Source organism: Psychrobacter nivimaris, assembly GCF_009812035.1.
GTDB classification, from domain to species: Bacteria; Pseudomonadota; Gammaproteobacteria; order Pseudomonadales; family Moraxellaceae; genus Psychrobacter; species Psychrobacter nivimaris.
Genome location: NZ_VZIZ01000044.1, coordinates 1 through 25,748 on the forward strand (window position 1 = coordinate 1; position 25,748 = coordinate 25,748).

General features: G+C 43.3%; 19 protein-coding genes and 1 tRNA gene. 19 read left to right on the top strand and 1 reads right to left on the bottom strand.

Annotation, left to right across the window (positions count from 1 at the left end; genetic code table 11):
* The 11 genes from FQV37_RS13405 to FQV37_RS13455 form a co-directional block, all read left to right on the top strand.
* The coding region (locus tag FQV37_RS13405) for an EF-Tu C-terminal domain-related protein (protein ID WP_478009640.1) at window positions 1–118 on the top strand (118 nt) is incomplete at its 5' end.
* A 331-nt stretch (window positions 119–449) separates the two neighbouring features.
* Window positions 450–525: transfer RNA gene (locus FQV37_RS13410), tRNA-Trp, on the top strand.
* Window positions 526–576: 51 nt separating this feature from the next.
* Entirely contained in the window at window positions 577–1,062 is a 486-nt protein-coding gene (gene secE / locus FQV37_RS13415) for a preprotein translocase subunit SecE (protein ID WP_057761731.1), read from the top strand.
* 71 nt (window positions 1,063–1,133) lie between these two features.
* A complete protein-coding gene (gene nusG / locus FQV37_RS13420) occupies window positions 1,134–1,664 on the top strand; it encodes a transcription termination/antitermination protein NusG (protein WP_057761729.1) in 531 nt (176 codons plus the stop codon).
* A 90-nt stretch (window positions 1,665–1,754) separates the two neighbouring features.
* Complete coding sequence (gene rplK / locus FQV37_RS13425) at window positions 1,755–2,186, top strand: 50S ribosomal protein L11 (protein ID WP_057761727.1); 432 nt, start codon at window positions 1,755–1,757, stop codon at window positions 2,184–2,186.
* A complete protein-coding gene (gene rplA / locus FQV37_RS13430) occupies window positions 2,186–2,887 on the top strand; it encodes a 50S ribosomal protein L1 (RefSeq protein ID WP_057761725.1) in 702 nt (233 codons plus the stop codon). The genes rplK and rplA overlap by 1 nt, the downstream gene beginning before the upstream one ends.
* Before the next feature lie 457 nt (window positions 2,888–3,344).
* Window positions 3,345–3,872, top strand: coding sequence for a 50S ribosomal protein L10 (gene rplJ, locus FQV37_RS13435; protein ID WP_057761724.1), 528 nt, complete (start codon window positions 3,345–3,347; stop codon window positions 3,870–3,872).
* Between the two features lie 120 nt (window positions 3,873–3,992).
* Complete coding sequence (gene rplL / locus FQV37_RS13440; protein WP_057761722.1) at window positions 3,993–4,364, top strand: 50S ribosomal protein L7/L12; 372 nt, start codon at window positions 3,993–3,995, stop codon at window positions 4,362–4,364.
* Between the two features lie 764 nt (window positions 4,365–5,128).
* Window positions 5,129–9,247, top strand: a complete 4,119-nt coding sequence (rpoB, locus tag FQV37_RS13445) for a DNA-directed RNA polymerase subunit beta (RefSeq protein WP_102093198.1) — start codon at window positions 5,129–5,131, stop codon at window positions 9,245–9,247.
* 151 nt (window positions 9,248–9,398) lie between these two features.
* On the top strand, window positions 9,399–13,616 hold the full coding sequence (rpoC, locus tag FQV37_RS13450; protein WP_160023645.1) for a DNA-directed RNA polymerase subunit beta': 4,218 nt from the start codon (window positions 9,399–9,401) through the stop codon (window positions 13,614–13,616).
* Between the two features lie 166 nt (window positions 13,617–13,782).
* A complete protein-coding gene (locus FQV37_RS13455; RefSeq protein WP_160023647.1) occupies window positions 13,783–14,307 on the top strand; it encodes a DUF6586 family protein in 525 nt (174 codons plus the stop codon).
* A gap of 159 nt (window positions 14,308–14,466) precedes the next feature.
* Here the strand turns inward: FQV37_RS13455 and FQV37_RS13460 are convergent, their stop codons facing one another.
* Complete coding sequence (locus FQV37_RS13460) at window positions 14,467–17,103, bottom strand: penicillin-binding protein 1A (protein ID WP_160023649.1); 2,637 nt, start codon at window positions 17,101–17,103, stop codon at window positions 14,467–14,469.
* 193 nt (window positions 17,104–17,296) lie between these two features.
* Here FQV37_RS13460 and pilM point away from each other — a divergent pair, with 193 nt between their 5' ends.
* From pilM to FQV37_RS13500, 8 genes are all read left to right on the top strand, one after another.
* The gene (gene pilM, locus FQV37_RS13465) at window positions 17,297–18,352 is read left to right on the top strand and encodes a type IV pilus assembly protein PilM (RefSeq protein WP_101204296.1); all 1,056 of its coding nucleotides are present in this window, start codon (window positions 17,297–17,299) and stop codon (window positions 18,350–18,352) included.
* The gene (locus FQV37_RS13470; RefSeq protein ID WP_160023651.1) at window positions 18,352–19,005 is read left to right on the top strand and encodes a PilN domain-containing protein; all 654 of its coding nucleotides are present in this window, start codon (window positions 18,352–18,354) and stop codon (window positions 19,003–19,005) included. The genes pilM and FQV37_RS13470 overlap by 1 nt, the downstream gene beginning before the upstream one ends.
* Window positions 19,002–19,721: a type IV pilus inner membrane component PilO gene (locus tag FQV37_RS13475; protein WP_160023653.1), complete on the top strand. Its 720-nt coding sequence runs from the start codon at window positions 19,002–19,004 to the stop codon at window positions 19,719–19,721. Before FQV37_RS13470 ends, FQV37_RS13475 begins: the two co-directional genes overlap by 4 nt.
* Window positions 19,721–20,254, top strand: a complete 534-nt coding sequence (locus tag FQV37_RS13480) for a pilus assembly protein PilP (RefSeq protein WP_160023655.1) — start codon at window positions 19,721–19,723, stop codon at window positions 20,252–20,254. Before FQV37_RS13475 ends, FQV37_RS13480 begins: the two co-directional genes overlap by 1 nt.
* A gap of 27 nt (window positions 20,255–20,281) precedes the next feature.
* A complete protein-coding gene (locus FQV37_RS13485) occupies window positions 20,282–22,630 on the top strand; it encodes a type IV pilus secretin PilQ (protein ID WP_160023657.1) in 2,349 nt (782 codons plus the stop codon).
* Between the two features lie 205 nt (window positions 22,631–22,835).
* Window positions 22,836–23,396: a shikimate kinase AroK gene (gene aroK / locus FQV37_RS13490; RefSeq protein ID WP_102093188.1), complete on the top strand. Its 561-nt coding sequence runs from the start codon at window positions 22,836–22,838 to the stop codon at window positions 23,394–23,396.
* A 75-nt stretch (window positions 23,397–23,471) separates the two neighbouring features.
* A complete protein-coding gene (gene aroB / locus FQV37_RS13495) occupies window positions 23,472–24,578 on the top strand; it encodes a 3-dehydroquinate synthase (RefSeq protein WP_160023659.1) in 1,107 nt (368 codons plus the stop codon).
* 129 nt (window positions 24,579–24,707) lie between these two features.
* On the top strand, window positions 24,708–25,748 hold the full coding sequence (locus FQV37_RS13500) for a hypothetical protein (RefSeq protein ID WP_240991035.1): 1,041 nt from the start codon (window positions 24,708–24,710) through the stop codon (window positions 25,746–25,748).

Here is a 25,748-nt window from a genome sequence, read left to right on the forward strand (position 1 = left end):
CGTTGAGATGGGCGTAGAGCTTATCCACCCAATCGCTATGGACAAAGGTCTTCGCTTCGCAATTCGTGAAGGCGGCCGTACTGTAGGCGCTGGTGTTGTTGCTAACGTATTGAACTAATCCTTAAGTCTCAGTAATGAGCTTATGAATTAGTCATAAAAAAGGCCATCCTATCTAGGGTGGCCTTTTTTTATTGGAGAAAGTTGAAGCATGATCGAAAATAGAATTATGCCTAGCGTGTATTAATGAATTAGCTACATGTGTGATAGAGACAATTATTTGTTAGATAGCATATTGTAATCTGTAGCATAGCTTGTTATATTATCGCTGCACTTAATGCTAGCAGTTATTTTAGATTGCGGCAGTGCAAAATCAGGTAAAATTAATAATTTTACCGTCAAGGGCTTGCATTCTATGCTAAATATTGTATAATGCTGTCCTTTACACCCATAGGCGATTGGCTCAATTGGTAGAGCATCGGTCTCCAAAACCGAGGGTTGTAGGTTCGAGTCCTACATCGCCTGCCATCTTCTTATCACATCTTTGTTGTACCCCACCATCTCCGAAGCGAGTTCTTTATGAGCAATGATCAAGATAACCTCGAGACTAAGTTATCTGATGCCAAGGCGGTTGCTGGTGGAATGCTGTCTAAAAACAAGCATGTTTCAGCTAGCGGTACTACTGCTGTTGAAGTGGCTAAGACTGGCTCAATAAAAGATTTGATTTTGTGGCTACTTGCCGCAGCTGTATTAATCGGTGCGACTCTAGTAAATCAATACTTACCGGGCTATTGGCAACCTGCCAACGACGTCTGGGTACGTATTGGTATTATTGTCGCACTTGTTGTATTTGCATTAGTTTGTTTGGCGTTAACGCATCAAGGCCGTGCTTTTAAAATATTATTAAAAGATGCTGCCGTTGAGCTTCGCCGAGTGACATGGCCAGGTAAAGACGAAACCTTTCAATATACATGGCAAGTGATTGTCGTGATTGCGATTGCTGGTTTCTTTATTTGGTTATTGGATAACTTTTTTAATTGGTTCGTTGGTATTTTCATCGGTTAATAGCGCGTATTAGTGACTATTAGCGAGACATTTACTCATAACAACTTATTTATAATGATCAGGAGCGTGATATGCGTTGGTATATTGTCCAAGCGTTTTCAGGATATGAAAAACAAGTACAACGTTCATTAACTGATCGTATTAATCGTAGTGACTTTGCTGAGTCATTCGGTGATGTATTGGTTCCTACTGAAGAAGTCGTCGAAATGAAAGACGGCAAAAAACGTAAGAGCGAGCGTAAGTTCTTTCCTGGATATGTATTGATCCAAATGGAAATGAACGATAATACTTGGCACATCGTAAAAGACTGTCCTCGTATTATGGGCTTCATCGGTGGTACGCCTGAGATGCCTGCACCGATTACGCAAGTAGAAGCTGATCGCATTTTAAACCGTTTGAACCAGACTGAGACTGACCCACGTCCTAAGACTCTATTTGAGCCAGGCGAAGAGTTGTTGGTTATCGATGGTCCATTTACTGACTTTAAAGGGTTGGTAGAAAAAGTGGATTACGAGAAGTCTAAGCTACATCTAACGGTAAACGTATTTAATCGACCTACGCAGGTTGAGCTTGAATTTAGTAAAGTTGAAAAACTAGACTAAATTAGCAAAAAATTCATCAACCGGGGAGCTGTTAGTCAACTAGGTGTATACCACGTTGATTTGGCGCTATCACCCATTTAGGAGAGTATCATGGCTAAGAAGATTGATGGTTACATCAAACTGCAAGTGCCTGCAGGCAAAGCAAATCCTTCACCACCTATTGGTCCAGCTTTGGGTCAAAAAGGCGTGAACATCATGGCGTTCTGTAAAGAATTTAACGCTGCGACCTCAGGCCAAGAGCCAGGTCTACCGATCCCAACTGAGATCACAGTATACAGCGACAAATCTTTTACCTTCATCATGAAGTCACCACCAGCTGCATACTTACTACGTAAGGCTGCTGGTATTGCTAAAGGTTCAGGTACACCGAACACTGCTAAAGTTGGTAAAGTTGACCGTGCACAACTAGAAGATATCGTTAAGACTAAGAATGCAGATTTAACTGCAGCTGATCTTGACGCTGCTGTTCGTACCATCGCTGGTACTGCACGTTCAATGGGTATTACCGTGGAGGGTGTATAATGTCTAAGCTAACCAAACGTCAAAAAGAAATTCAAAGCCGTATTGATAACGAAAAACAGTACACTATTGAAGAAGCGGTTCAAATCCTAAACGATTTGCCAGCGCTAAAATTCAAAGAGTCTATCGATATCGCGGTAAACTTGGGCGTTGACCCACGTAAATCTGATCAAGTAGTTCGTGGTGCAACTAACCTACCTGCTGGTACTGGTAAAACCAAACGCGTTGCTGTATTTGCTCAAGGCGCTGCTGCTGAAGCCGCTAAAGAAGCTGGTGCAGACATCGTTGGTTTTGAAGACCTAGCAGAGCAAATCAAAGCTGGTAACATGGACTTTGATGTTGTTATCGCAGCTCCAGATGCAATGCGTGTTGTTGGTCAATTAGGTACTATCCTAGGCCCACGTGGTCTAATGCCTAACCCTAAAGTTGGTACAGTAACGCCAAACGTTGCTGAAGCTGTGACTAATGCGAAAGCTGGTCAGGCTCAGTACCGTGTTGATAAAGCTGGTATCATCCATGCAACTATCGGCCAAGTTGGTTTCACTGCTGATCAAATCGAGCAAAACGCGCAAGCGATTCTTTCTGATCTAAAGCGTGCTAAGCCTGCTACTTCTAAAGGTACTTTCATTAAGAAAATTACCTTGTCTAGCACGATGGGTCCAGGTCTAACGATCGACGCTGTTCCTTATCGTACTGCTAAATAATTAAAGTTTTTATCTTCAAATATTTTGAATGATAAACACAAACAGTTTTTAAAGAATTAGGTCAGCGTAGTATTTGCTACGCTGTCTAAGACCGTAGGTAGAGAGTAGTTTAGAGTCATAGTTAGCGATCTTCGGATAGTTGTTTATGACAATAAGTCACTTTTGTTAATCGACGACAGATGAAAATCTTAGTTGTCCTACGCAGACGGTGGCCCACACAGTTTAAGACACGAGCGGATAGGGCGATAAGATTATTTATAATCTTCAAACTATTACTCAACGTCATTCTGATAACGGTGCCGTAATCAGTCGTTACCAGTAGATGCTTTTTTTATTAATTGAATCCGCTGGTAATGTGTCGTATCAAGTCAGTCTTAGCTTACAGTTTGAGCGCATAAAAACCTTGTTTTTGGCACTTTTATTATAAGTCGATTGATAAGATTAAAGGAGTCAACTTATGGCATTAACGCTAGAACAAAAACAACAAGTTGTGGCTGAAGTGTCTGAAGTTGCTGCTAATGCTTACTCAGCAGTAGCTGCCGAATATCACGGTATTGGTGTTGCACAGCTTACTAAGCTGCGCGAACAAGCTCGTGATAAAGGTGTGGTTTTGAAAGTGGTAAAAAATACACTAGCAAAACGCGCTTTTGAAGGCACTAAGTTTGAGAGCATGTCAGACCGTATGACTGGTCCACTACTTTTGGCTTTCTCTATGGAAGATTTGGGATCTGCTGCTCGAGTCGTTTTCGACTTCAGCAAAGATAACAAAGCTTTAGAGACCAAATTAGTATCAGTCGGTGGTGAAGTTTATGGTCCAGAAGAGCTAGAGCGCGTATCGAAGCTACCAACTCGCGACGAAGCAATCTCTATCTTGATGGCTACTATGAATGCACCAGTGACCAAGCTTGTCCAGACTATGAACGCTGTTCCTGGCAAGTTCGTTCGCACTGTAGCGGCAATCAAAGACGCAAAAGAAGCTGCTTAATTGCTTGTTTTAACGTAACTTTAACATCGCTAATTTTGGTTGCACTTTATTGTCACATTAGGCAAGCAATCAAGGCGATATTAGAATCAATTAATTTTTATCAGATAACGGAGAGTTCTCATGGCACTATCTAAAGATGACGTGTTAAATGCAATCGCTGAAATGTCAGTAATGGATATCGTTGAGTTAATCAGCGACATGGAAGAAAAATTCGGCGTAACAGCTGCTGTTGCTGCTGCACCTGCTGCTGCTGGTCCTGCTGCTGCTGCTGCTGAAGAAAAAGACGAGTTTGACGTAGTTCTTGCCAGCTTTGGCGAGAAGAAAGTTGGCGTAATTAAAGCCGTACGTGAAGCTACTGGTCTTGGCCTAAAAGAAGCGAAAGATTTGGTTGAAAGCGCTCCAGCTCCAATCAAAGAAGGCGCATCTAAAGCTGAAGCTGAAGAGTTGAAAAAGAAACTTGAAGAAGCTGGTGCAACTGTTGAACTAAAATAAGTTTAACACTGTACGAAAAAAAGCTGGTAATGCCTTGCATTGCCAGCTTTTTTTTACTATAATTCGTAGCTTGACCTTTTGTGTCTGCCAACATACGTATGCAACATCACGGTGGATACCCATCAAAAGGACAGACGATATACATGCAAGCACACATGCCAGTTTTTGAAATCAGTTAATATGAGCTAAACGTCTGTAGATGTTTGGCATTTTTTTGTGTCTGCATGCTTTCCTATCAACACTATAGTTTATACTGATTCTAAAAGTTATAGTTACCCCGATTATTAATCCTGAAAAAAGCGGTATTCTTAAAAAAGCTGTTGATCATAAGTTGCCTACTTGGTGTGGCATGACTGTCGATATTCAGTCTCATAGACAGCTTGTATGTGTAGGGAACATGGTTCGGTAATAAGTAGTCTAGATGGCAAGTGGTATGGATGCAATCTTAATAGACATTATTTCCCAGCAATGTATTTGTAAAGTAAGCCTGATAGGCAATGCGTTATAGATTATATAATATTGAATTTTTTGGTTGCAACAGTCATATAGACTGATTCACTTACCATGAATCTAGCAAGCAACGACGAGATTAAGTGAAGTGTGCTAGGTAAGCACTGAAGAGTAAAGTAGTAATTGACAGAAAAGACATGAACTGAACACGAAGACCCGTTTTATATTATCGTTTACGTCGCCACGTTTGCATCGTATTTATGCATACTGGCCACGCTTTTAATTTGTTTCCACGTTTACTGTAAGGACTCTCGATGGCATATTCTTATACTGAAAAAAAGCGTATTCGCAAAAGTTTTGCTGAATTGCCCACTGTAATGGACGTTCCCTATTTACTGTCTATTCAAGTAGATTCTTATGAGCAATTTTTGCAAGAGCACAAAAAGCCGAAAGCTCGTGAGAATACTGGTTTGCAAGCTGCGTATTCCTCTATTTTCCCAATTGAGAGTCACTCTGGTAACGCAGAGCTACAATTTGTTGAGTACTATTTAGGCACGCCTGAATTTGATGAGCGTGAGTGTATCTTACGTGGTTCAACGTTTGCTGCGCCTATGCGTGTCAAAATCCGTTTGATCATCAAAGACAAAGACAGCAAAGACAAAGATAGCAAAGCTGCTATCAAAGATATCCGTGAGCAAAGCGTCTATATGGGCGAGATGCCTTTGATGACTGCTAACGGTACTTTTATTATCAATGGTACTGAGCGTGTTATCGTATCTCAGCTACATCGTTCACCTGGTGTGTTCTTTGACCATGATAAAGGTAAGTCGCATTCAAGTGGTAAAGTGCTTTATAACGCACGTATCATCCCTTATCGTGGTTCATGGTTAGACTTTGAATTTGATGCAAAAGATTTAGTATTTGCTCGTATTGACCGTCGCCGTAAACTACTTGCATCAATCATTCTACGTGCACTTGGTCTAACGACTTCTGAAATCCTAGATTTATTCTTTGATAAAGTCGCTGTTTATAAAGCTGAAGAGACGTTTGAAATTGATCTAGTTGCTGATCGTCTACGTGGCGAAATGGCGCAGTTTGATATCGTATCACCTGAAGGTGACGTTATTGTAGAGCAGGGCAAACGTATTAACGCACGCCGTATCCGTCAGCTTGAAGAAGCAGGTATGACGAAAATTGCTGTGCCTGATGAATACCTATATGAGCGTATTTTAGCTGAAGACATCGTTGTTAATGATGAAATCATCGCTAAAGCAAACACGCCAATCGACCACGAGTTATTGGTGAAATTGAACTCATTTGAAGCCAGTGGTGCCATCAAAGAGTTCAGCATTCTGTTCACTAACGATATCGACCAAGGTAGTTATATTGCCGATACGCTACGTGCTGATAGCACCTCAAGCCGTGAAGAAGCGTTGATCGAAATCTACAAAGTAATGCGTCCAGGTGAGCCACCAACGGTTGAAACTGCTGAGAAACTGTTTGAGAGCATGTTCTTCAACGCAGATCGTTATGACTTATCAAACGTCGGTCGTATGAAGTTCAACCGTCGTCTTGGTTTAGAATTTGACAACACTGATGATCCTGATATCCAGCGTGAACGCAGTGTATTGACCAATGATGATATCGTTAACGTTCTAAAAGAGCTTATCGAGATTCGTAATGGTCGCGGCGATGTCGATGATATTGACCATCTTGGTAACCGCCGTATTCGTTCAGTAGGCGAGATGGCAGAAAACCAATTCCGTGTTGGTCTAGTACGTGTTGAGCGTGCTGTAAAAGAGCGTTTAAGCTCAGCAGAATCAGACAACCTGTCACCACAAGATTTGATTAACTCTAAGCCAGTAGCGGCTGCGGTTAAAGAATTCTTTGGTTCAAGCCAGTTGTCACAGTTTATGGATCAGAACAACCCGTTGTCTGAAGTTACTCATAAGCGCCGTGTATCAGCGTTAGGACCTGGTGGTCTAACTCGTGAACGTGCAGGCTTTGAAGTACGTGACGTACATGATACCCATTATGGCCGTGTATGCCCAATTGAGACTCCTGAAGGTCCAAACATTGGTCTGATCAACTCACTAGCAACATTTGCTAAAACCAACAGCTTTGGCTTCTTAGAAACGCCTTATCGCCGTGTGGTTGATGGTAAAGTTACTGACGTGATTGAGTATCTATCAGCAATCGAAGAAGTCGGTACTGTTATTGCACAGGCTGATTCTCCGATGACTGAAGATGGCGCGTTATCTGACGAGATGGTCAGTGTGCGTAGCTATGGTGAATTTGTTCGTATGCCGCCAGAAAAAGTGACGCATATGGATGTATCGCCAAGTCAGGTAGTATCGGTTGCAGCAGGTCTGATTCCATTCCTAGAGCATGATGATGCTAACCGTGCCTTGATGGGCTCGAACATGCAGCGTCAGGCTGTTCCTACACTACGTGCTGATAAGCCGTTAGTAGGTACTGGTATGGAGCGTCACGTTGCTCGTGACTCTGGTGTTTGTGTTATCGCTAAGCGTGGCGGTGTGATTGAAGATGTTGATGCATCACGTATCGTTGTTCGTGTAAACGAAGACGAGATGACTGCTGGTGAAGCGGGTATCGATATCTATAACTTGATCAAATACACGCGCTCTAACCAAAACACTTGTATCAACCAACGTATCATCGTTAACCAAGGTGACGAGATTGCTTTGGGTGATATCTTGGCTGATGGTCCATCAACGGATCTTGGTGAGCTAGCACTAGGCCAGAACATCCGCATCGCATTTATGCCGTGGAATGGTTACAACTTCGAAGATTCAATCTTGTTATCTGAAAAAGTAGTTAAAGAAGATCGTTTCACTACGATTCATATCCAAGAATTGACTTGTGTGGCTCGCGATACCAAGCTAGGTACAGAAGAGATCACGGCTGATATTCCAAACGTTGGTGAAGCAGCGCTATCAAGTCTTGATGAAGCAGGTATCGTCTATATCGGTGCTGAAGTTGACGCTGGTGATATTCTAGTTGGTAAAGTGACGCCAAAAGGTGAAACGCAACTGACGCCAGAAGAGAAGCTACTACGGGCTATCTTTGGTGAAAAAGCGGCTGATGTGAAAGACACGTCGCTACGTGTACCGACTTCTAGTAAAGGTACGGTTATCGATGTACAGGTCTTCACTCGTGATGGCGTTGAAAAAGACGCGCGCGCAAGAGCGATCGAAAAATCGCAGCTTGATAGCTATCGCAAAGATTTGAAAGAAGAGCTACGTATCTTCGAAGAAGCGGCTCGTGGTCGTATTGGTAATCTATTAGATGGCCAAAAAGTCAGCGGCGGTGCTGGTCTAAAAGCTGGTACGGTTATGGCATTGGCTGATATGAAAGATATGAGCCTTGAGACATTGCTTGATATTCAGCCAGTAGAAGAAGAAATCTCTGAGCGTCTAACGCAAATCGCTGATTACTTGGTTGATAAGCAAAAAGACATCGATGTGAAGTTTGCTGAGAAAAAACGCAAATTGACTGCTGGTGATGACTTACAGCATGGCGTACAAAAAATCGTTAAAGTATATCTAGCGGTTAAGCGTCGTATTCAGCCTGGTGATAAGATGGCTGGTCGTCATGGTAACAAAGGTGTTGTATCGCGCATCATGCCAGTTGAAGACATGCCTTATGATGAAAATGGTAATACCGTTGACATCGTATTGAACCCACTTGGTGTACCATCTCGTATGAACATCGGTCAGGTTCTAGAGACGCATTTAGGTATGGCAGCGAAAGGATTGGGCGAGAAGATTGACGGTATGCTCAAATCTCAAGCAGCGATCAAAGAGCTACGTGACTTCTTGGACAAAATCTATAACCAAGTAGGCGGTGAGCAAGTTGATCTTGATAGCTTGAGTGATGATGACATCATGGCGCTAGCAGACAACTTACGTGGCGGTGTACCGATGGGCACAGCAGTATTTGACGGCGCAAGAGAAAGCCAAGTTAAAGACCTGTTAGAGCTTGCTGGTATGGATCGCGATGGTCAGCAGACGTTATATGATGGTCGTACAGGTCAGAAATTTGACCGTAAAGTAACCGTTGGTTACATGTACATGCTCAAGCTTAACCATTTGGTTGATGACAAAATGCATGCGCGTTCAACCGGTTCTTATTCTCTAGTAACGCAGCAGCCATTGGGTGGTAAAGCTCAGTTTGGTGGTCAGCGCTTCGGTGAGATGGAAGTATGGGCACTAGAAGCATACGGCGCGACTTACACGTTGCAAGAAATGCTAACGGTGAAGTCGGATGACGTTGAAGGCCGTACTCGTATGTACAAAAACATCGTTGATGGTGAGCAGTATATGGATCCAGGCATGCCTGAGTCGTTCAACGTACTGACCAAAGAAATCAAATCACTGGGTATTAATATTGAGTTAAAACAAAGCAACTAGCCCGTTGTTTAACTTAGTTGTCCACTAAAGGCAGTCTGCTTTATTGCTGCTGCTTTTAGTGATTTGTCTCAACCCTATTCATTGCCTTCATTCATCTTATCTGCGTCAATGGTACGCTGTCAGATGATTATAAAGATAACGGAGAAGCAACTTGAAAGATTTACTCGATATCATGCAAAGCCCTACCGGCAACGGTAACCAAGAGTTTGATAGCATTCAAATTACTTTAGCCTCACCTGACGTTATTAAGTCATGGTCGCACGGCGAAGTAAAAAAGCCTGAAACCATCAACTATCGCACGTTTAAGCCTGAGCGTGATGGTCTCTTTTGTGCCAAAATCTTTGGCCCAGTAAAAGACTTTGAATGTCTATGTGGTAAATATAAGCGCCGTAAGTTCCAAGGCGTTATCTGTGAAAAATGTGGTGTTGAAGTTACCACTGCTAAAGTTCGTCGTGATCGCATGGGTCATATCGACCTAGCCAGTCCTGTGGCGCATATTTGGTTCTTAAAATCATTACCAAGCCGCATCGGTCTATTGCTAGACATGACGCTACGTGATATCGAGCGCGTTCTATATTTTGAAAGCTATATCGTTACTGAGCCTGGTCTAACCAGCTTAGAAAAGTACCAGTTGCTTGATGATGAAGACTATTACAAAGCGCTTGAAGAGTTTGGTGACGAATTCACAGCCAAGATGGGTGCTGAAGCCGTTCAAGACCTATTAAAAGACATCGATATCGACCTTGAAATTGATGAGCTACGTGAAGCGATTCCACAAACAGGTTCTGAGACTAAGCTTAAGAAAATGTCTAAGCGTCTCAAATTATTAGAAGCATTCCGTGATTCTAATAACAAGCCTGAGTGGATGGTAATGAACATCTTGCCAGTACTACCACCAGATTTGCGTCCTCTAGTACCGCTAGAAGGCGGCCGTTTTGCAACGTCAGATCTAAACGATCTATATCGCCGCGTGATCAACCGTAACAACCGTCTTAAGCGTCTGCTTGAGCTAAGCGCCCCTGATATCATCGTACGTAACGAAAAGCGTATGTTGCAAGAGTCAGTAGATGCGTTGCTTGATAACGGTCGTCGCGGTCGTGCCATCACTGGTAGTAACAAACGTCCATTGAAATCTTTGGCAGATATGATCAAAGGTAAGCAAGGTCGTTTCCGTCAGAACTTACTTGGTAAGCGTGTAGATTACTCTGGTCGTTCGGTTATCGTTGTAGGTCCAACACTACGCCTACATCAGTGTGGTCTACCTAAGAAAATGGCACTAGAATTATTCAAGCCATTTACTTATAACAAACTATTGTCTCATGGTTTAGCGACTACGATTAAAGCTGCCAAAAAGATGGTAGAGCGTGAAGAGCCACAAGTGTGGGATATGCTGGCCATGGTTATCCGTGAGCATCCAGTACTCCTCAACCGTGCGCCAACACTTCACCGTTTGGGTTTACAGGCATTTGAGCCGGTATTGATCGAAGGTAAAGCTATCCAGCTGCATCCGCTTGTTTGTACTGCATTTAACGCCGATTTCGATGGTGACCAAATGGCCGTTCACGTGCCATTGACGCTAGAAGCGCAGCTTGAATCACGTGCCTTGATGATGTCTACTAACAACATCTTGTCACCTGCGAACGGTGATCCGATCATCGTACCATCTCAGGATGTTGTACTAGGTCTATATTACATCAGTCGCTCGTCTATCAATGCCAAAGGCGAGAGCATGATTTTTGCTACCGTTAATGAAGCATTGCGTGCAATTGGTTCAAACGATCTACATGTAAACGCTAAGATCAAAGTGCGTGTTACTGAGACGCAAATTGACGAAGACGGTAACGAGACCAAAGAAATCAGTATCAAAGATACGGTTGCTGGTCGTCTACTGATCTGGAACATCATGCCTAAAGGTATGACGTTTGATGAGTGTAACCAAGAGATGACGAAGAAAAACATCTCTCGTTTGATCAACTCTTGCTACCGTAAAGTTGGTGTCAAAGAAAGTGTTATGTTTGCTGACCAATTGATGTATCTTGGTTTTGCTCAAGCAACACTATCTGGCGTGTCTATTGGTATTGATGACATGGTCATTCCACCACTTAAAAAGCAAATCATCGAAGTGGCAGAAGGCGAAGTTCGCGAAATCGAAGATCAATTCGAGCAAGGCTTTGTAACTGCTGGTGAGCGCTATAACAAAGTCGTTGATATCTGGTCACGTACCAATGACAAAGTCGCTAAAGCGATGATGGACAATTTGGCAACAGATAAAGTCATTAATGCGCAAGGCGAAGAAGACGAGCAGAAATCATTCAACTCGATCTTTATCATGTCGGATTCTGGTGCTCGTGGTAGTGCGGCACAGATTCGCCAGTTAGCTGGTATGCGTGGTTTGATGGCTAAGCCAGATGGCTCAATCATTGAGACACCGATTAAAGCGAACTTCCGTGAAGGTTTGACCGTACTACAGTACTTCATCTCAACTCACGGTGCACGTAAAGGTCTAGCGGATACAGCACTAAAAACAGCCAACTCGGGTTACCTAACTCGTCGTCTGGTTGATGTGGCACAAGATTTGGTTATCACGAGTGATGACTGTGGTACTGAAGAAGGCCTACTCATGAAGCCACATATTCAAGGTGGTGAAATCATTGAGAAATTAGGCGAGCTAGTACTTGGTCGTGTGACTGCACGTGATGTGACTTATAACGATGATGCTGATAAAGTATTGGTTCCAGCTGGTACATTGATCGATGAGTACTGGGTTAACGTCCTTGACAGCAACGCGATCGATGATATCTGGGTACGCTCAGTTATTACTTGTGATGTTGAGCATGGTGTTTGTTCACAGTGCTATGGTCGTGACCTTGCACGTGGTCATAAAGTGAATATCGGCGAATCAGTCGGTGTTATGGCCGCTCAATCTATCGGTGAGCCGGGTACTCAGTTAACCATGCGTACGTTCCACGTGGGCGGGGCAGCGAGTTCAGCCTCTGTAGACAACAGCATCTCTGTACGTAATGCTGGTCAAGCGCACTTTGAAAATATGAAAACAGTACAGCATACCGATGGTCACTTAGTCATCGTATCGCGTTCAGCTGAAATCGCATTGACCGATGAGCTTGGCCGTGAGCGTGAGCGCTATAAAGTACCATATGGTTCAAGCGTCCTTGTAAAAGACGAAGAGCAGGTTGAAGGCGGTCAAACTATCGCTAAATGGGATCCGCATACGCATCCAATTATCACAGAATTTGCTGGTACAGCACGCTTCAGTGACATCACTGATGGTATGACTGCAACAGTAAAAGTTGATGATGCGACTGGTATGAGCTCGTTTGAGATTCTAGCCACGCGTGACCGTTCAAGCTCAGCAAAAGACTTACGTCCTGCGATTATCTTGAACACTGATGAAGGCAAAGAAGTGGTTTACTTCTTACCAGCTGAAACGATCATCCGCGTGAGCGATGGTGAGAAAGTAGCAGCCGGTTCGATTCTAGGCCGTGTACCACAAGCGTCTTCTGGTACAAAAGATATTACTGGTGGTCTACCACGTGTTGCTGACTTGTTCGAAGCACGTCGTCCAAAAGATCACGCCATCATGGCAGAAATGACTGGTGTGGTTAGCTTTGGTAAAGAGACCAAGGGTAAAAACCGCTTTATTATTACTAATGAAGATGGTGAAGTACATGAAGAGCTAATCCCGAAATGGCGTCAAATCAACGTCTTTGAAAACGAGACGGTAGCACGTGGTGAAGTTATCGCTGATGGTCCACAGAACCCACATGATATCTTACGTCTGAAAGGACAAACTGCGCTTGCTGATTATATCGTCAATGAAGTACAGGACGTTTATCGCTTGCAGGGCGTAAAAATCAACGACAAGCACATCGAAGTTATCATTCGTCAGATGTTGCGTAAAGTTGAAATCACTGACGGCGGCGATTCAAGTCACTTCAAAGGTGATCAGGTCGAGTATGCAGATATCAAAGCATTGAATGCGAAGCTAGAAGCGGAAGATAAATTCCCAGTACAGTTTGAGCGTCAATTGTTAGGTATCACCAAAGCAAGTCTTGCAACTGAAAGCTTTATCTCAGCAGCGTCATTCCAGGAGACAACCCGTGTACTAACTGCGGCTGCTGTGACTGGTAAAGTGGATGAGCTACGTGGTCTGAAAGAAAACGTGGTTGTTGGTCGCTTGATTCCTGCAGGTACGGGGCTCGCTTACCACAAGGCACGTAAAGAAGCAGCAGATCAGAAGCTACAAGATAAAGATCTTAATGCCGCTTTCGATATGACTGCAAGCACTGATAGCAAAGACTTCGCTAGCTTTGATGAAGCATTTGCTCAAGAATTAAATCAAGATAATTAATCGTATTAAGTATTTTGATTCATTCTTAATTTGATAAAAAAGCCAGCCTAAGTTGCTGGCTTTTTTGTGTGTATAAAAAACTGAGAAAGGCATGGTGCTATTATCTAAGAAAATAGTACACTGGAAATACGCTCTAATTCACTACTCATAGAAGGATAATTAGCAAATGGCAGGTAAAACTCGCGTCGCCAAATATCAAGCAGATCGAACCAATCAAAAGTTATATTTCTGTCGTTTATCTTGCCAATCTGCAGGAAGTACCAATGATAAGCAGTTATACCAAGCACACTGTGAGACTGCTATTTTTCACTTGCATGGTGCTTTATTGGCATTCATTCAGGAGCTCGGTCATTTCTATAGCCTAAATATGACGGCGCCAACTTTGCTCGATATTGAGCAAGCATTGAGCGAGCGAACCCAAGTATCTCCTGAGATTCAGCGTTTGCAGCAATTGCAGCAGCAAGGCTTTATCGCCAATATAGAACGTGCTTATCAGCGTTGTTTGTATGCAGTACCGCCAGATACTATCGTAGATGAAGTGCCAAGCAGTCATTCAGCGTCGCCAGACTTAATTGTCAATGTTGTCACTTTATCTAACCAATGGCTGCCTGATGAGACTACAATACGAGAATGGCGCAATCAGCTTTTAGAGCTGATTGAACAACTGCGTGCAGGTATGGTCGAGTTCTAATAGGAAGTGCACTAGAGAATTTATTCTTGATCGCTATTTATTGAACCATTTAAAAGTATGATTAAGTAGGGTAGGTCATAGTCTACAGCGCATAAAAAAGGCTTATTCAGTTATTACTGAATAAGCCTTTTTCTTATTAACTAAAAATAGTGTTGTTTGTTATTCTGGCATCGGAGGCATACTTTCAACGGGCGTCACTGTTAATGGATTTTCCGGTACGCTGTCATCACTACGATTGCTGCTTGGTTTCGTTGATGTTGGAGTGCTAGTATCTTCAGTAGGCTCTGGAACCGAAGGCTTACGCTGCTGGGTTTGAGTCTTGACTGGCTTGGCTGATTTATTAGCGTCATCGTTAACTAGGACGCCATCATCAGTCATCTCTATGATGCTTTGCTGTTGCTTTCTGGATTTTGAGCGATTATTGATAGATACCCATTGGCTTGGCGTGTCTTTCAGCTGAGCTTTCATAAAGTCCATCCATACTGGCAGCGCTGCCACACCACCATATTCACGGCGGCCCATAGTAGATGGTTGATCGAATCCCATCCATACTACTGTCGCATTGGTAGGATGGAACCCTGCAAACCATGCGTCTTTGGCCTGATTGGTGGTACCAGTTTTGCCACCGATATCATTGCGACCTAATGCCTTTGCTCTTACCGCTGTACCGCGTTGGACTACATCGCGTAGTATATCGGCCATCTCAAAAGCGACTCTAGGTTGCAGTATGCGCGGTGCTTGTTTGGCCCTTACATATTGTACGGCAGGCGCTTTTAGGCGGTCTGACTGTGGACCTGCGTTATATACCGTTAAATCAAGCTCTTTATCTGTTGTTTCGCTATCATCATTACTTTTCGATGATGAATTATCGGCAGTTATTTCATTACTGCTATCATCAAGCGCTTCAATTGACTTCTCATACTCTTCAACTAAGCTGCTATTAACCTTCTCAAGTTTTTCGTTAAAGCATAGTGCACATGCTTGACGTGGATTAGCTTGAAACAACAGCTCATTTTTATAATTGTAAATTTGTTCAATAAAGTAAGGTTGGACACGATGACCACCATTCGCGAAAGTTGAGTAAGCCGTGGCCATTTGTAATGGTGTGGCTTGCCCTGCTCCAAGTGCTAATGACAAGGTTGTCGGCAGCTTTTCTTTATCAAGACCGAATTCATCTAATAGGTTGCGCGTACTTGAGATGCCGATAGCTTGCAACAAGCGAATAGATACAAGGTTACGCGACAAATATAAACCACGACGTAAAGTGATATCACCTAAGAAACGTTCATCAGAGTTTTTCGGTTTCCAGTCACCTACTTGAATAGCTCGGTCAGAAACGATGGTATCTGGGCGATAACCTTTTTCTAAAGCAGCGGTATAAACAAGTGGTTTAATGGTTGAGCCAGGTTGACGCCAGCCTTGTAGAGCGCGGTTGAACTTACTGTGGTTAAAATCAAAGCCACCGACTAATGCATTGACAGCACCAGTCTCTGGATTCAACGAGACCAAACTGCCTTGAATTTTAGGTATTTGACCTAATTGCCAGTTGCCATTTGAAGTAGGTATCACACGAACGATATCGTTTTTCTTAACAACTTGACTGGCATTACTAGGATAATAACCAATACGGTCGGCAGAAATATATTTACGTGCCCATTTCATACCAGACCAATTAACGGTCACTTCTTCACCAGATTGTAGGACTGCGTCAAAACTACGAGAATTGACTTTAGTCACCTTGGCAGGAGACATATTGCTGTAGCGTTGGAAGTTCTCGAGAGGCTCATCATTTGCTTCAGCCCCGCGCCAACCATGGCGATGCTCGTAGGCAATCAATCCTGTTACTACTGCTGCTTCTGCATCTGTTTGCGCTTTACTGTCTACTGTGAGACGTACGCGCCAACCACCGTGCATGACTTGATCACCGTAACGTTCGACTAAAGAAGCTCGCGTCATTTCTGCCAAATAAGGCATATTTACATCGAGCTTTTCTTTATATAGGTTGATACCTATAGGGGAGTTGACCGCTTCATCATACTGAGCTTTGGTAATATAGCCAAGCTCATGCATGCGTCCAACGATCCAGTTACGGCGAGTCAGTGCACGGCTAGGATTGGCAACAGGGTTATACTTAGAGGGGGCTTTTGGTAGACCTGCTAACATCGCCATTTCAGCAATAGTTAGATTGTCTAATGACTTACTATAATATTTTTTGGCCGCAGCGCGGATGCCATAGGCGCCTTCGCCTAGATAGATTTTATTGACATATAACGTCAAAATATCATTTTTGCTCAGTTCGTCTTCTATCTTCCGCGCCAAAAATAACTCTGTTAGTTTGCGGTTTAAAGTACGTTCTGGACTTAAGAAATAGTTTTTAGCGACCTGCATCGTAATGGTAGAGCCACCGGTCTGACCATCGTCATCAGTGACTGCTTCGGTGACAGCGCGACCAAGACCTTTAATGCTAATTCCACTATGCTGAAAGAAAGAAGCATCTTCGGCTGCCAAAAAGGCATGGGTTAAATCTTCAGGAATCTCATCAAAACTAACTGGTAATGATAAACGATTGCCGTATTGGCCGATTAATTTATCATCACTACTATAAATCTGTAATGGCATTTCTAATTTGGCTGTTTTAATTTCTTGCGTACTAGGTAGGGTTGGCGATAGATACATGGCCATCCCATAAAAACCAATAGGTACAGCAAGTGCTAGAACAACTGCCAATGCTAGGCAAGCGATAAAGAGTCCCACCAAAAAGCGAATGAGACGAGCGGTAGCATTTGTTTTGGCCATAATAAGACTTATTAGTTAGAATTTGTAGCAGACAATATTATTATACATTGAACAAAATAGGCAGGTCATAATAAATGTGTAAGTTGGCCTTAATATATTTTTAAATGCTTGAATCTATCAATTAAGTAAAGTATTGTATTGAATTATTACAAATAATTACCAGATTGTACACTTAATATAAGGTATAGAGCTAGTGAGGCTATTTACTTCCAAAAGTCGACATTTGATTGGCGTGGATATTTGTGCCACTTCAGTAAAGTTGGTTGACATACAGCGTCAGCAAGGCATGTTCCACCTAAAATCTTATGGTATTGAAAGACTACCGGAAGGTATCGTGGTCGATAAGATTCTAGTAGATACAGAAGCTGCCGGTAATATTATAACGAGCTTGGCAAGACGTTGCCAAGTCGCGGGTAGCAATGCTGCGACCGCTGTTTCTGGCTCTGCAGTGATTACTAAAATCATTGATATGGATATGACACTCAGCGATGTAGAGCGTGAGGCGCAAATACGTTTAGATGCCGACCAGTATGTGCCTTATCCATTAGAAGACGTCAATCTAGACTTTGAAGTATTAGGACCGTCTTTGGTTAGTGAAGATATGGTTCAGGTGTTGCTTGCTGCTTCTCGTTCAGAGAACGTCGACCAGCGTGTCGATGCTTTAGCCTTTGGTGGCCTACAAACGAAAGTCATGGATATCGAGTCTCATGCAATCGAGCGTGCGTTTGGATTGATGGTGGATAGCCTTCCAAACGTACCAGAACTAGTAGCATTGGTAGATATTGGCCACAATCAAACCACATTATATATCGCTAAGAATGGCGAGTTTATTTATAGTCGTGAACAGTTATTTGGCGGTGCTCAGCTGACCGAGGCAATACAAAATCGCTATGGCCTATCAGCAGAAGAAGCGACACTAAGCAAACGCGAACGTACCTTACCTGATGATTATTATCCTGAAGTACTGACCCCTTTTATAGAAAATACCATTCAACAGATCACTCGCTCTTTACAGTTTTATTTCTCATCAAGTCAATATAGCAGTATCGATCATGTGGTGCTTGCAGGAGGCAGCAGCTCTATTGCAGGTCTCGCTGGTATGGCACAACAAAAGCTGGGTGTGACTGTCAGTGTTGCCAACCCTTTTACCAATATGACTATTGCACCAAATATTGACAATGAGCAATTGGCGGTCGATGCGCCAAGCTTAATGGCTGCATGCGGTCTTGCGTTAAGGAGCTTTGACTAATGGCTCGTATTAACCTTTTACCTTGGCGACAAGAAGAGCGTGAACGTCGTAATAAAGAGTTTATGACATTGATAGTGGCGGTGACGTTACTGACGCTATTAGCAGCTTTTGCTTCATGGAGTTATTTTAATAATGAACTTGATGAGCAGCTTGATGCCAACGCATTGATCGAACAAGAAAACACGCGCTTAGACACCGCATTGACCGAAATTGACAGTTTAGAGCAGCGCCGTGAAGACATTATTTCACGCATGCAAGTCATTCAAGACTTGCAGGGACGACGTCCTGTACCTGTACGTTTATGGGATGATCTCGCTAAAGCTATTCCACCAGCACTTTATCTAAATAACCTCAAACGTGAAGGTGATACGCTAACTTTGACAGGCTTAGCGGACAATCCAAACATTGTGTCCAGTCTGATTCGTAACCTTGATAACAGTAAATGGATGGGCAACTCAGCAGTAAGTAACATTCAGCAGAATATTAGCGCTTATGAGGCTGCTCCAGTCCTCAATAATACGGTTAATACTGGTGAGCAGGCGCGACCTGTTTATCCTGAAGACAGTTACGTACAGTTTGTAGTAACGACTAGAGTACAGTCGGAAACTCCGACTGCTGCTGATACCGGTGCTGGTCTTGGAGGTGCGTTATGAAGCTTATCCGCAAAAAGAGCCTCTCTAAAACCAAAAAATCTGCTTTAAAGCCAAAAAAGCAATTCGATTTAAATGAGTTTCGCCGTAGTTTTGAGTCGCTAGATTCAGAAAACTATGGCAGTTGGCCATTACCTGTCAAGGTGACAGTGATTGGTCTTATCATTACCTTCATCGCAGCATTGTCATGGGCATTACCCATCAGTAGCAAAATTGACGAGATCAATGCGGCTGAAAGCCAGCAGCAGACCTTGCTTGATAGCTACCGCGAAAAAGAATCTCGCGCACGTCATTTAAAAGCTTATCAAGCGCAAGTTGTCCAAATGGAAACTGAATTTAATACTTTATTGGATCAGTTGCCGAAAGATACGCGTGTGTCAGAATTGGTAGAAGGCATAAACATGACAGGCGTTGGTAGCAATATCCGTTTTCAGGATATTTCAGTAGAGCCTGAAATTGAAAATGAATTCTTTATTGAGCAGCCAATACGTATCGCAGCTTTGGGTGAATACCATCAGTTTGGTAGCTTTATTAGTGGTCTGGCTGCACTGCCTCGAATTATCACGATGCATGATTTTGAAGTCAGCAATCCGAAGCCTACGTTGGACGTTTTGCCAGAGCTCAATTTAGTATTGCAAACTAAGACTTATCGCTCTAAAGAAGCGGCTCCTGAAGGTGATGCCGCCGCCGCTACTGATACAAATGCAGGAGGCAACTAATGAGTATTCAAAGAATGCCCATGCTATTGGTCTTAAGTGTCGCTGTTTTATCTATGACTGGGTGTAGTGACCGTATAGGTATGGCAGAGCAGGCAATGACCGATATCCGTAATCAGCCTGCACAGCCTATTGAGCCGCCGCCTAAAGCCGAGCTGGTAGAGGATTTTGTATATAGCGCTAGCTCGCAGCGTAGTCCATTTTTACCACCGAGTTTAGTCAATGTACAAGGCCCGACCACTCCTATAGATGGTGTGCGACCAGATATCAACAGAATCAAAGAACCGCTTGAGCAGTATGAATTGTCGCAATTGGTCTTCCGAGGTGTGGTGATTTCGCCCGAAGGTCAGCGATATGCATTGATACAACGTCCTGATGGTTCGGTTGCCAGTGTTAAAGTAGGCGATTATCTTGGATTGAATGACGGCCGTATTGTTGAAATCACGCCGACCCAGGTTAACTTGATTGAAATTGTGCCAGACAGCCGCGCAGGGTTTGTAGAAAAACCCCAGTCGCTGGTATCCCCTATAAGCTAAGTCGGCAGATTTTTTGAGGAATAAATAATGACAGTACGCAATAACAAGGTAATGATGATGAGCAACCGCATGTCTTCTGCTTTTGCCATTTCAGCACTGGCGGTCAGTATGGTGGCTGTGACTAATAGTGCTCATGCTGCACAGCGCATCGATAATGTCTCTGTAGTACAGACTGCACCTGCAGTGACGCAAATGCGTTTGGGGTTTACAGGTTTGCCAGTATTGCCTGCAGCCTATAAGCTTGATGATCCTAGTCGCTTAGTCCTAGATTTCGAACAAGTACAGAATGGACTTGCTAGCCGCTTTAACGAATATAATATCGGTGCGATTAATGACGTTACTACGCTAAGTAGTGACAGTACCACGCGCCTCATTGTTGGTTTGAAAGAGTCAGGAAATTATACGACAGCGATTGAAGGCAATGATTTATTGCTGACCATCACTGATCCTAATCGTCCTGTCATTACCAGCGACCCGATTCAAGATGTTCTCAATAACAATAATAGTATGACAACGACCGCTGTCGTTACGCCTATTGTTGAGAGCTCTACCGTACCAGTGGCACCTGTACGTACTACGAGCAAGGTTGTCGTGAAGAACGAAGTGCCAGCTGATACGATGGTGGTCAGAGTCAATCCGCTTTTAAATCCTCAATTGGCAGCTTCGCAAGTAAGCAAGCAGTATAGCTATGATGGGCTAAGCGCAGTCAATTTTTCAGCAGGTAACGATGGTGGCGGTAACGTCAGTATGGTACTTGCCAACGAAGCTATTCCAGTAGATGTGCAGCGTCAAGGTAATAAACTTGTCGTACGTTTGACTGGTAGTACGGTTCCGAGAAACTTACTACGCCGATTGAATATTAACAGCGGTCTTGTTGGTAGTATTGATACCAAAAACCAAGGTCAGAATGGCGTCGTTACCATCAACATGAATGACGATTATGAGTATCAAGCCTACCAATCAGGTAATCAGTTAAATATTGGTATTAAAAAGCCTGAGCTGTTACGTGAGCCGACGTTGGAAGAAAGAGTCTATAGTGGTGAACCGCTATCTATGGAATTCCAAGATGTTGAGGTTCGTAGTGTATTAGACATTTTGGCACAGTTTACCGAGATGAACATCGTAGCTAACGACTCAGTCGCTGGTAACATCACTCTGCGTCTGATCAATGTGCCTTGGGATCAGGCGCTCGATATTATCTTAAAGAGCAAAAATCTAGACAAGCGTGAAAACGGCAATATTATTTTGGTCGCGCCTGCTACAGAGCTTGCTGAGCAAGAAGCAAAGGAGCTTGAAGCACAGCAAGCCGTGAAGTCTTATGCACCATTACGGACTGAGTATATCCGTTTGAGCTATGCTATAGCGCAAGATGTATTGACGCTTATCTCTCAAGGTAGTGGTTCATCTGGCGGTGGCACCTCAAACCGAGCCGATGATAACAATACGTTGTTGTCTAATCGTGGCACGGTGACCGTTGATGATCGTACCAATACTTTGATCATTAAAGACGTGGCTGAGAGTATCGAAAATATTCACAAATTAATCAGCAAAATTGATATCCCCGTTCGTCAGGTCATGATTGAAGCGCGTATCGTTAGTGCCACGGATAGCTTTAGTAAAGAAATTGGCGTTCGCTGGGGCATCCTATCAAATGGCGCGGCAAACAACCGTAGCTTATTGGTGGGTGGTAGTAATCAGACATTGGCAGATCTCAAAGACTTTGACATAGAGACCACCACAGTCAACGGTCAAACGGTCTCATATCCGTCGTATGACATTACCAGTCCTGATAATTTAAACGTTGATTTAGGCGTTTCCAACCCAGCAGGTAGTATTGCCTTTGGTCTGCTCAGTATGTCTGATGTGATGCTAGATCTTGAGTTGTCAGCATTGCAGGCGGATAACCGTGGTGAAGTTATTTCTACACCTAAGATTTTAACCGCAGACAAGCAGACAGCAAAGGTCTCTTCTGGTACTCAGATTCCGTATCAAGAAGCATCAGCCAGTGGTGCGACGACAACCAGCTTTAAAGAGGCTGCATTAAGTCTAGAAGCGACACCAAATATCACGCCTGATGGTAAAATTGGTCTGCAATTGGTCATTACCAACGGCACACCGACTATCATCAATAACCAGGTTGCTATCTCTGAAGACTCTATATCAACCAACGTCATTATTGAAGATGGTCAAACAGTCGTGTTAGGTGGTGTTTTCAAAAACCGTACCGGTAACGAAGTAACGAAGGTTCCTTTCTTAGGTGATTTGCCTTATATTGGTCGTGCCTTCCGTAAAGATGTACGAAGCAACGACAAAGAAGAGCTACTTATTTTCGTAACTCCAAAGCTTATTAATGATGGTACGAGTCGTCTGAACTAGTCCTAAAGTGGTTAGATAATTGCTAAAAAAAGTAAGCCATAGTGCTTGCTTTTTTTATGCGCGAAATTCGTGGTTTTCGAGCTGCAGTATTTATGTATGTACTGATGAATAGTGTGCTCTAAATTTTACTCACAATAATCACGGCTCATTACTAGCCAGAATAACAATGACGTTGTATCATACCTAATTTAGCTGAGTAAGTATTATGGGGCAGGAATTACCGTCGGTGTTTTTAGTGGGTCCGATGGGAGCAGGGAAGACGACAATTGGAAAACTGCTTGCCAAGCAGTTAGGTCGCACTTTTGTAGACAGTGATTGGTATATTGAATCGCAGACAGGTGCTGACATTGCTTGGATATTTGCCAAAGAAGGTGAGGCAGGTTTCCGTGAGCGTGAAACGCGTGCCATTGATGAATTGACCCAAAACTCTCAAATCGTATTAGCGACCGGTGGCGGTGCAGTCATGTGTGCTGAAAACCGAGAGTTCCTAAAACAGCGTGGCATCGTCGTCTATCTTAATGCACCTGTTGAGGTGCAGCTAGCACGCACCTCTAAAGACAAGTCTCGACCATTATTGCAGCAGCCTAATCCTAGAAAAATATTGCAAGATTTGTACAGTGCTCGCGATCCACTCTATCGCCAAGTCGCCCATATTATTATGCCTACTGGTCACACGTATCCACGCCATATGGTCAATCAATTGATGCAACAGCTAGAATCATTCGTCGACTGCACTACCGACGCATCAGCGCACCAAGAAGATTAGTAATAGACTGGCAACTACGATTGATATGCAGACTCAATTACTTTTACCTCATTAGAAATGCTTTAGGAGTATCACATGGTAATGCCGTTTCATGATGGCCTAATAGTTCAGACGCAAAGTCATGATTATCCTATTGTCATTACTGAACAATCTACGACTGAACATAGTAGTATGGCGAAGCAAATCACGTCTTATATCAGTGGCCGTCAGGTTTTGATTGTTACTAATGACACTGTGGCGCCTTTATACTTAAAAGCGTTAGAAGATGAGCTAGCAGAGCAGTTTACGGTAAAGGTGTGCGTACTGCCAGATGGCGAACAATACAAAAATCAGGCAAGTATTGATCAGATTTACGATGCGCTGATGACAGAACACTTCAATCGCGATGTGACACTTATTGCTCTTGGTGGTGGTGTAATCGGTGATATGACTGGTTTTGCTGCTGCTAGCTTTATGCGTGGTGTCAATTTTATTCAAATTCCAACGACGCTATTGTCACAAGTGGATTCTAGTGTTGGTGGTAAAACGGGTATCAATCATCCGCAAGGTAAAAACATGATTGGTGCTTTTTGGCAGCCGCAAATGGTGCTTGCTGATATGAGTACGCTTAAGACACTGCCTGCGCGTGAGCTATCGGCTGGAGTGGCCGAGATTATTAAATATGCCCTTATCATGGATGAGGCGTTTTTAACGTGGCTTGAAGCAAACTTGCCTGCAATGATGGCGCTTGATTTGGCAGTACTTGGTGAAGCCGTAAAGCGCTGCTGTCAGTACAAAGCCGATGTAGTAGCACAAGATGAAAGAGAGTCAGGTGTGCGCGCGCTATTGAACTTTGGACATACTTTTGGTCATGTGATTGAAACACATGAAGGCTATGGCAATTGGTTACATGGCGAAGCAGTAGCCGCTGGCATGGTACAAGCAGCTGAGCTATCGCAAAAGATTGGCTGGTTAACTGATGATGAAGTTATACGTATTAAGCGTGTTTTAGAATTGGCAAACTTACCTATTACTCCGCCAGCTATCGATGTAGACGCTGCTTTAGATTTAATGGGACACGATAAAAAGGTGAAACACGGACAAATCCGCCTAATTTTGTTAAAATCAATTGGCGATGCGGTAATGACTAATGAGTTTGACAGCCAGTTATTGCACGAAGTTTTGTCAAAACATAGCGCGTAACGTCTCAAGAATTATCGTTTATATATTTATACTAAAATCTCGTACTTATAGCCGACTGGTTGGCTGTACCTTTGTTTAAATAAGCATTTATATCATGCTGTAAAACATGTGTTTACCAAGGACCGCCTCATGGCAACATCAAAAACAAAAACGCGTACTGCTAGCCAATCATACAGTCGTCAAGCACTGATTTGGCTAATAGTGACCTTGCTCTTAGGGGTGGTCACAGCGTTAGTATGGATGTTTAGTCAAACGCCAGCCATGGGTGCCAAAATTGAGAATGCACCAATATCAGCGCCAGAGATTTTGAATGAAGAGTTTGAACAACCACTAAAAGTCGAATCGCTACATGAGCTAGATACGGATGTACAACCGATTAACTTTGATGCAACGATTCGAGATTTGCGCGATTATCCTGATGAGTTCAAAGACAAGCGTTATCTGCTAGCTAATAAAGGCAAGTGGACTGTTCAAGTAATGAATGTCGCTGAAAACGATGTGATTGTTAGTTACTTAGAAGGCCGTCAAGATCGCGATAAATTTGCTTATTTCCGTTATCTTGATGATGAAAAGCAAGTCCGTTATATGCTGACTTATGGGATTATGAGTAGCCCGCAAGAAGCGGTAGGAGCAGCAAAGTTAATAGACTTTAAGTTACCTACGAATGTACGTGTACTGCCAGAAGAGATTAATCGGTATGTCAGTATCATTGATAATTATGAGCGTCCTGATCCAGTAAAAGATTTGAGTACGAAACGTACACGTGCCGTCGATTTGAAACCTACTAAGCGCGAAGTGCCTGCTCGTTTGCAAGAAGAAGCTGATGACGCCGCTGCTCAAGCAGCCAGTGCTAACAGTAATCGAGGCAACCAAGAAAGCAACAATAGTAGCACCGCTCAAGAGAGTATTCGTCAGTCGGTAGATACCTCTGCCACGTTATCTGTTAGTGAAGAGCGTACGGTTGGTGGTGAGACGCAGACAATATCTGAAGCATCTCCAAAAGACGAAAACAATGCAAGTAAGCCTGCGCCAGAAAACAAAAAGCCTGCGGCACCGGCGGAGAATTCTACTATTAAGAAGCCACCAGTCGTGCCAACGCCTAAGCCCCCTAGTATAGTCACTGCACTACAAAAGAGTTATGTTTTGGATGAATATCATAAAACAATTTAG

What these genes read in the sequence shown, in the direction of transcription:
- secE (WP_057761731.1), top strand. Translation starts at nt 577, where the DNA reads ATGAGCAATGATCAAGATAACCTCGAGACTAAGTTATCTGATGCCAAG.
- nusG (WP_057761729.1), top strand. Translation starts at nt 1,134, where the DNA reads ATGCGTTGGTATATTGTCCAAGCGTTTTCAGGATATGAAAAACAAGTA.
- rplK (WP_057761727.1), top strand. Translation starts at nt 1,755, where the DNA reads ATGGCTAAGAAGATTGATGGTTACATCAAACTGCAAGTGCCTGCAGGC.
- rplA (WP_057761725.1), top strand. Translation starts at nt 2,186, where the DNA reads ATGTCTAAGCTAACCAAACGTCAAAAAGAAATTCAAAGCCGTATTGAT.
- rplJ (WP_057761724.1), top strand. Translation starts at nt 3,345, where the DNA reads ATGGCATTAACGCTAGAACAAAAACAACAAGTTGTGGCTGAAGTGTCT.
- rplL (WP_057761722.1), top strand. Translation starts at nt 3,993, where the DNA reads ATGGCACTATCTAAAGATGACGTGTTAAATGCAATCGCTGAAATGTCA.
- rpoB (WP_102093198.1), top strand. Translation starts at nt 5,129, where the DNA reads ATGGCATATTCTTATACTGAAAAAAAGCGTATTCGCAAAAGTTTTGCT.
- FQV37_RS13455 (WP_160023647.1), top strand. Translation starts at nt 13,783, where the DNA reads ATGGCAGGTAAAACTCGCGTCGCCAAATATCAAGCAGATCGAACCAAT.
- FQV37_RS13460 (WP_160023649.1), bottom strand. Translation starts at nt 17,103, where the DNA reads ATGGCCAAAACAAATGCTACCGCTCGTCTCATTCGCTTTTTGGTGGGA.
- FQV37_RS13470 (WP_160023651.1), top strand. Translation starts at nt 18,352, where the DNA reads ATGGCTCGTATTAACCTTTTACCTTGGCGACAAGAAGAGCGTGAACGT.
- FQV37_RS13475 (WP_160023653.1), top strand. Translation starts at nt 19,002, where the DNA reads ATGAAGCTTATCCGCAAAAAGAGCCTCTCTAAAACCAAAAAATCTGCT.
- FQV37_RS13480 (WP_160023655.1), top strand. Translation starts at nt 19,721, where the DNA reads ATGAGTATTCAAAGAATGCCCATGCTATTGGTCTTAAGTGTCGCTGTT.
- FQV37_RS13485 (WP_160023657.1), top strand. Translation starts at nt 20,282, where the DNA reads ATGACAGTACGCAATAACAAGGTAATGATGATGAGCAACCGCATGTCT.
- aroK (WP_102093188.1), top strand. Translation starts at nt 22,836, where the DNA reads ATGGGGCAGGAATTACCGTCGGTGTTTTTAGTGGGTCCGATGGGAGCA.
- aroB (WP_160023659.1), top strand. Translation starts at nt 23,472, where the DNA reads ATGGTAATGCCGTTTCATGATGGCCTAATAGTTCAGACGCAAAGTCAT.
- FQV37_RS13500 (WP_240991035.1), top strand. Translation starts at nt 24,708, where the DNA reads ATGGCAACATCAAAAACAAAAACGCGTACTGCTAGCCAATCATACAGT.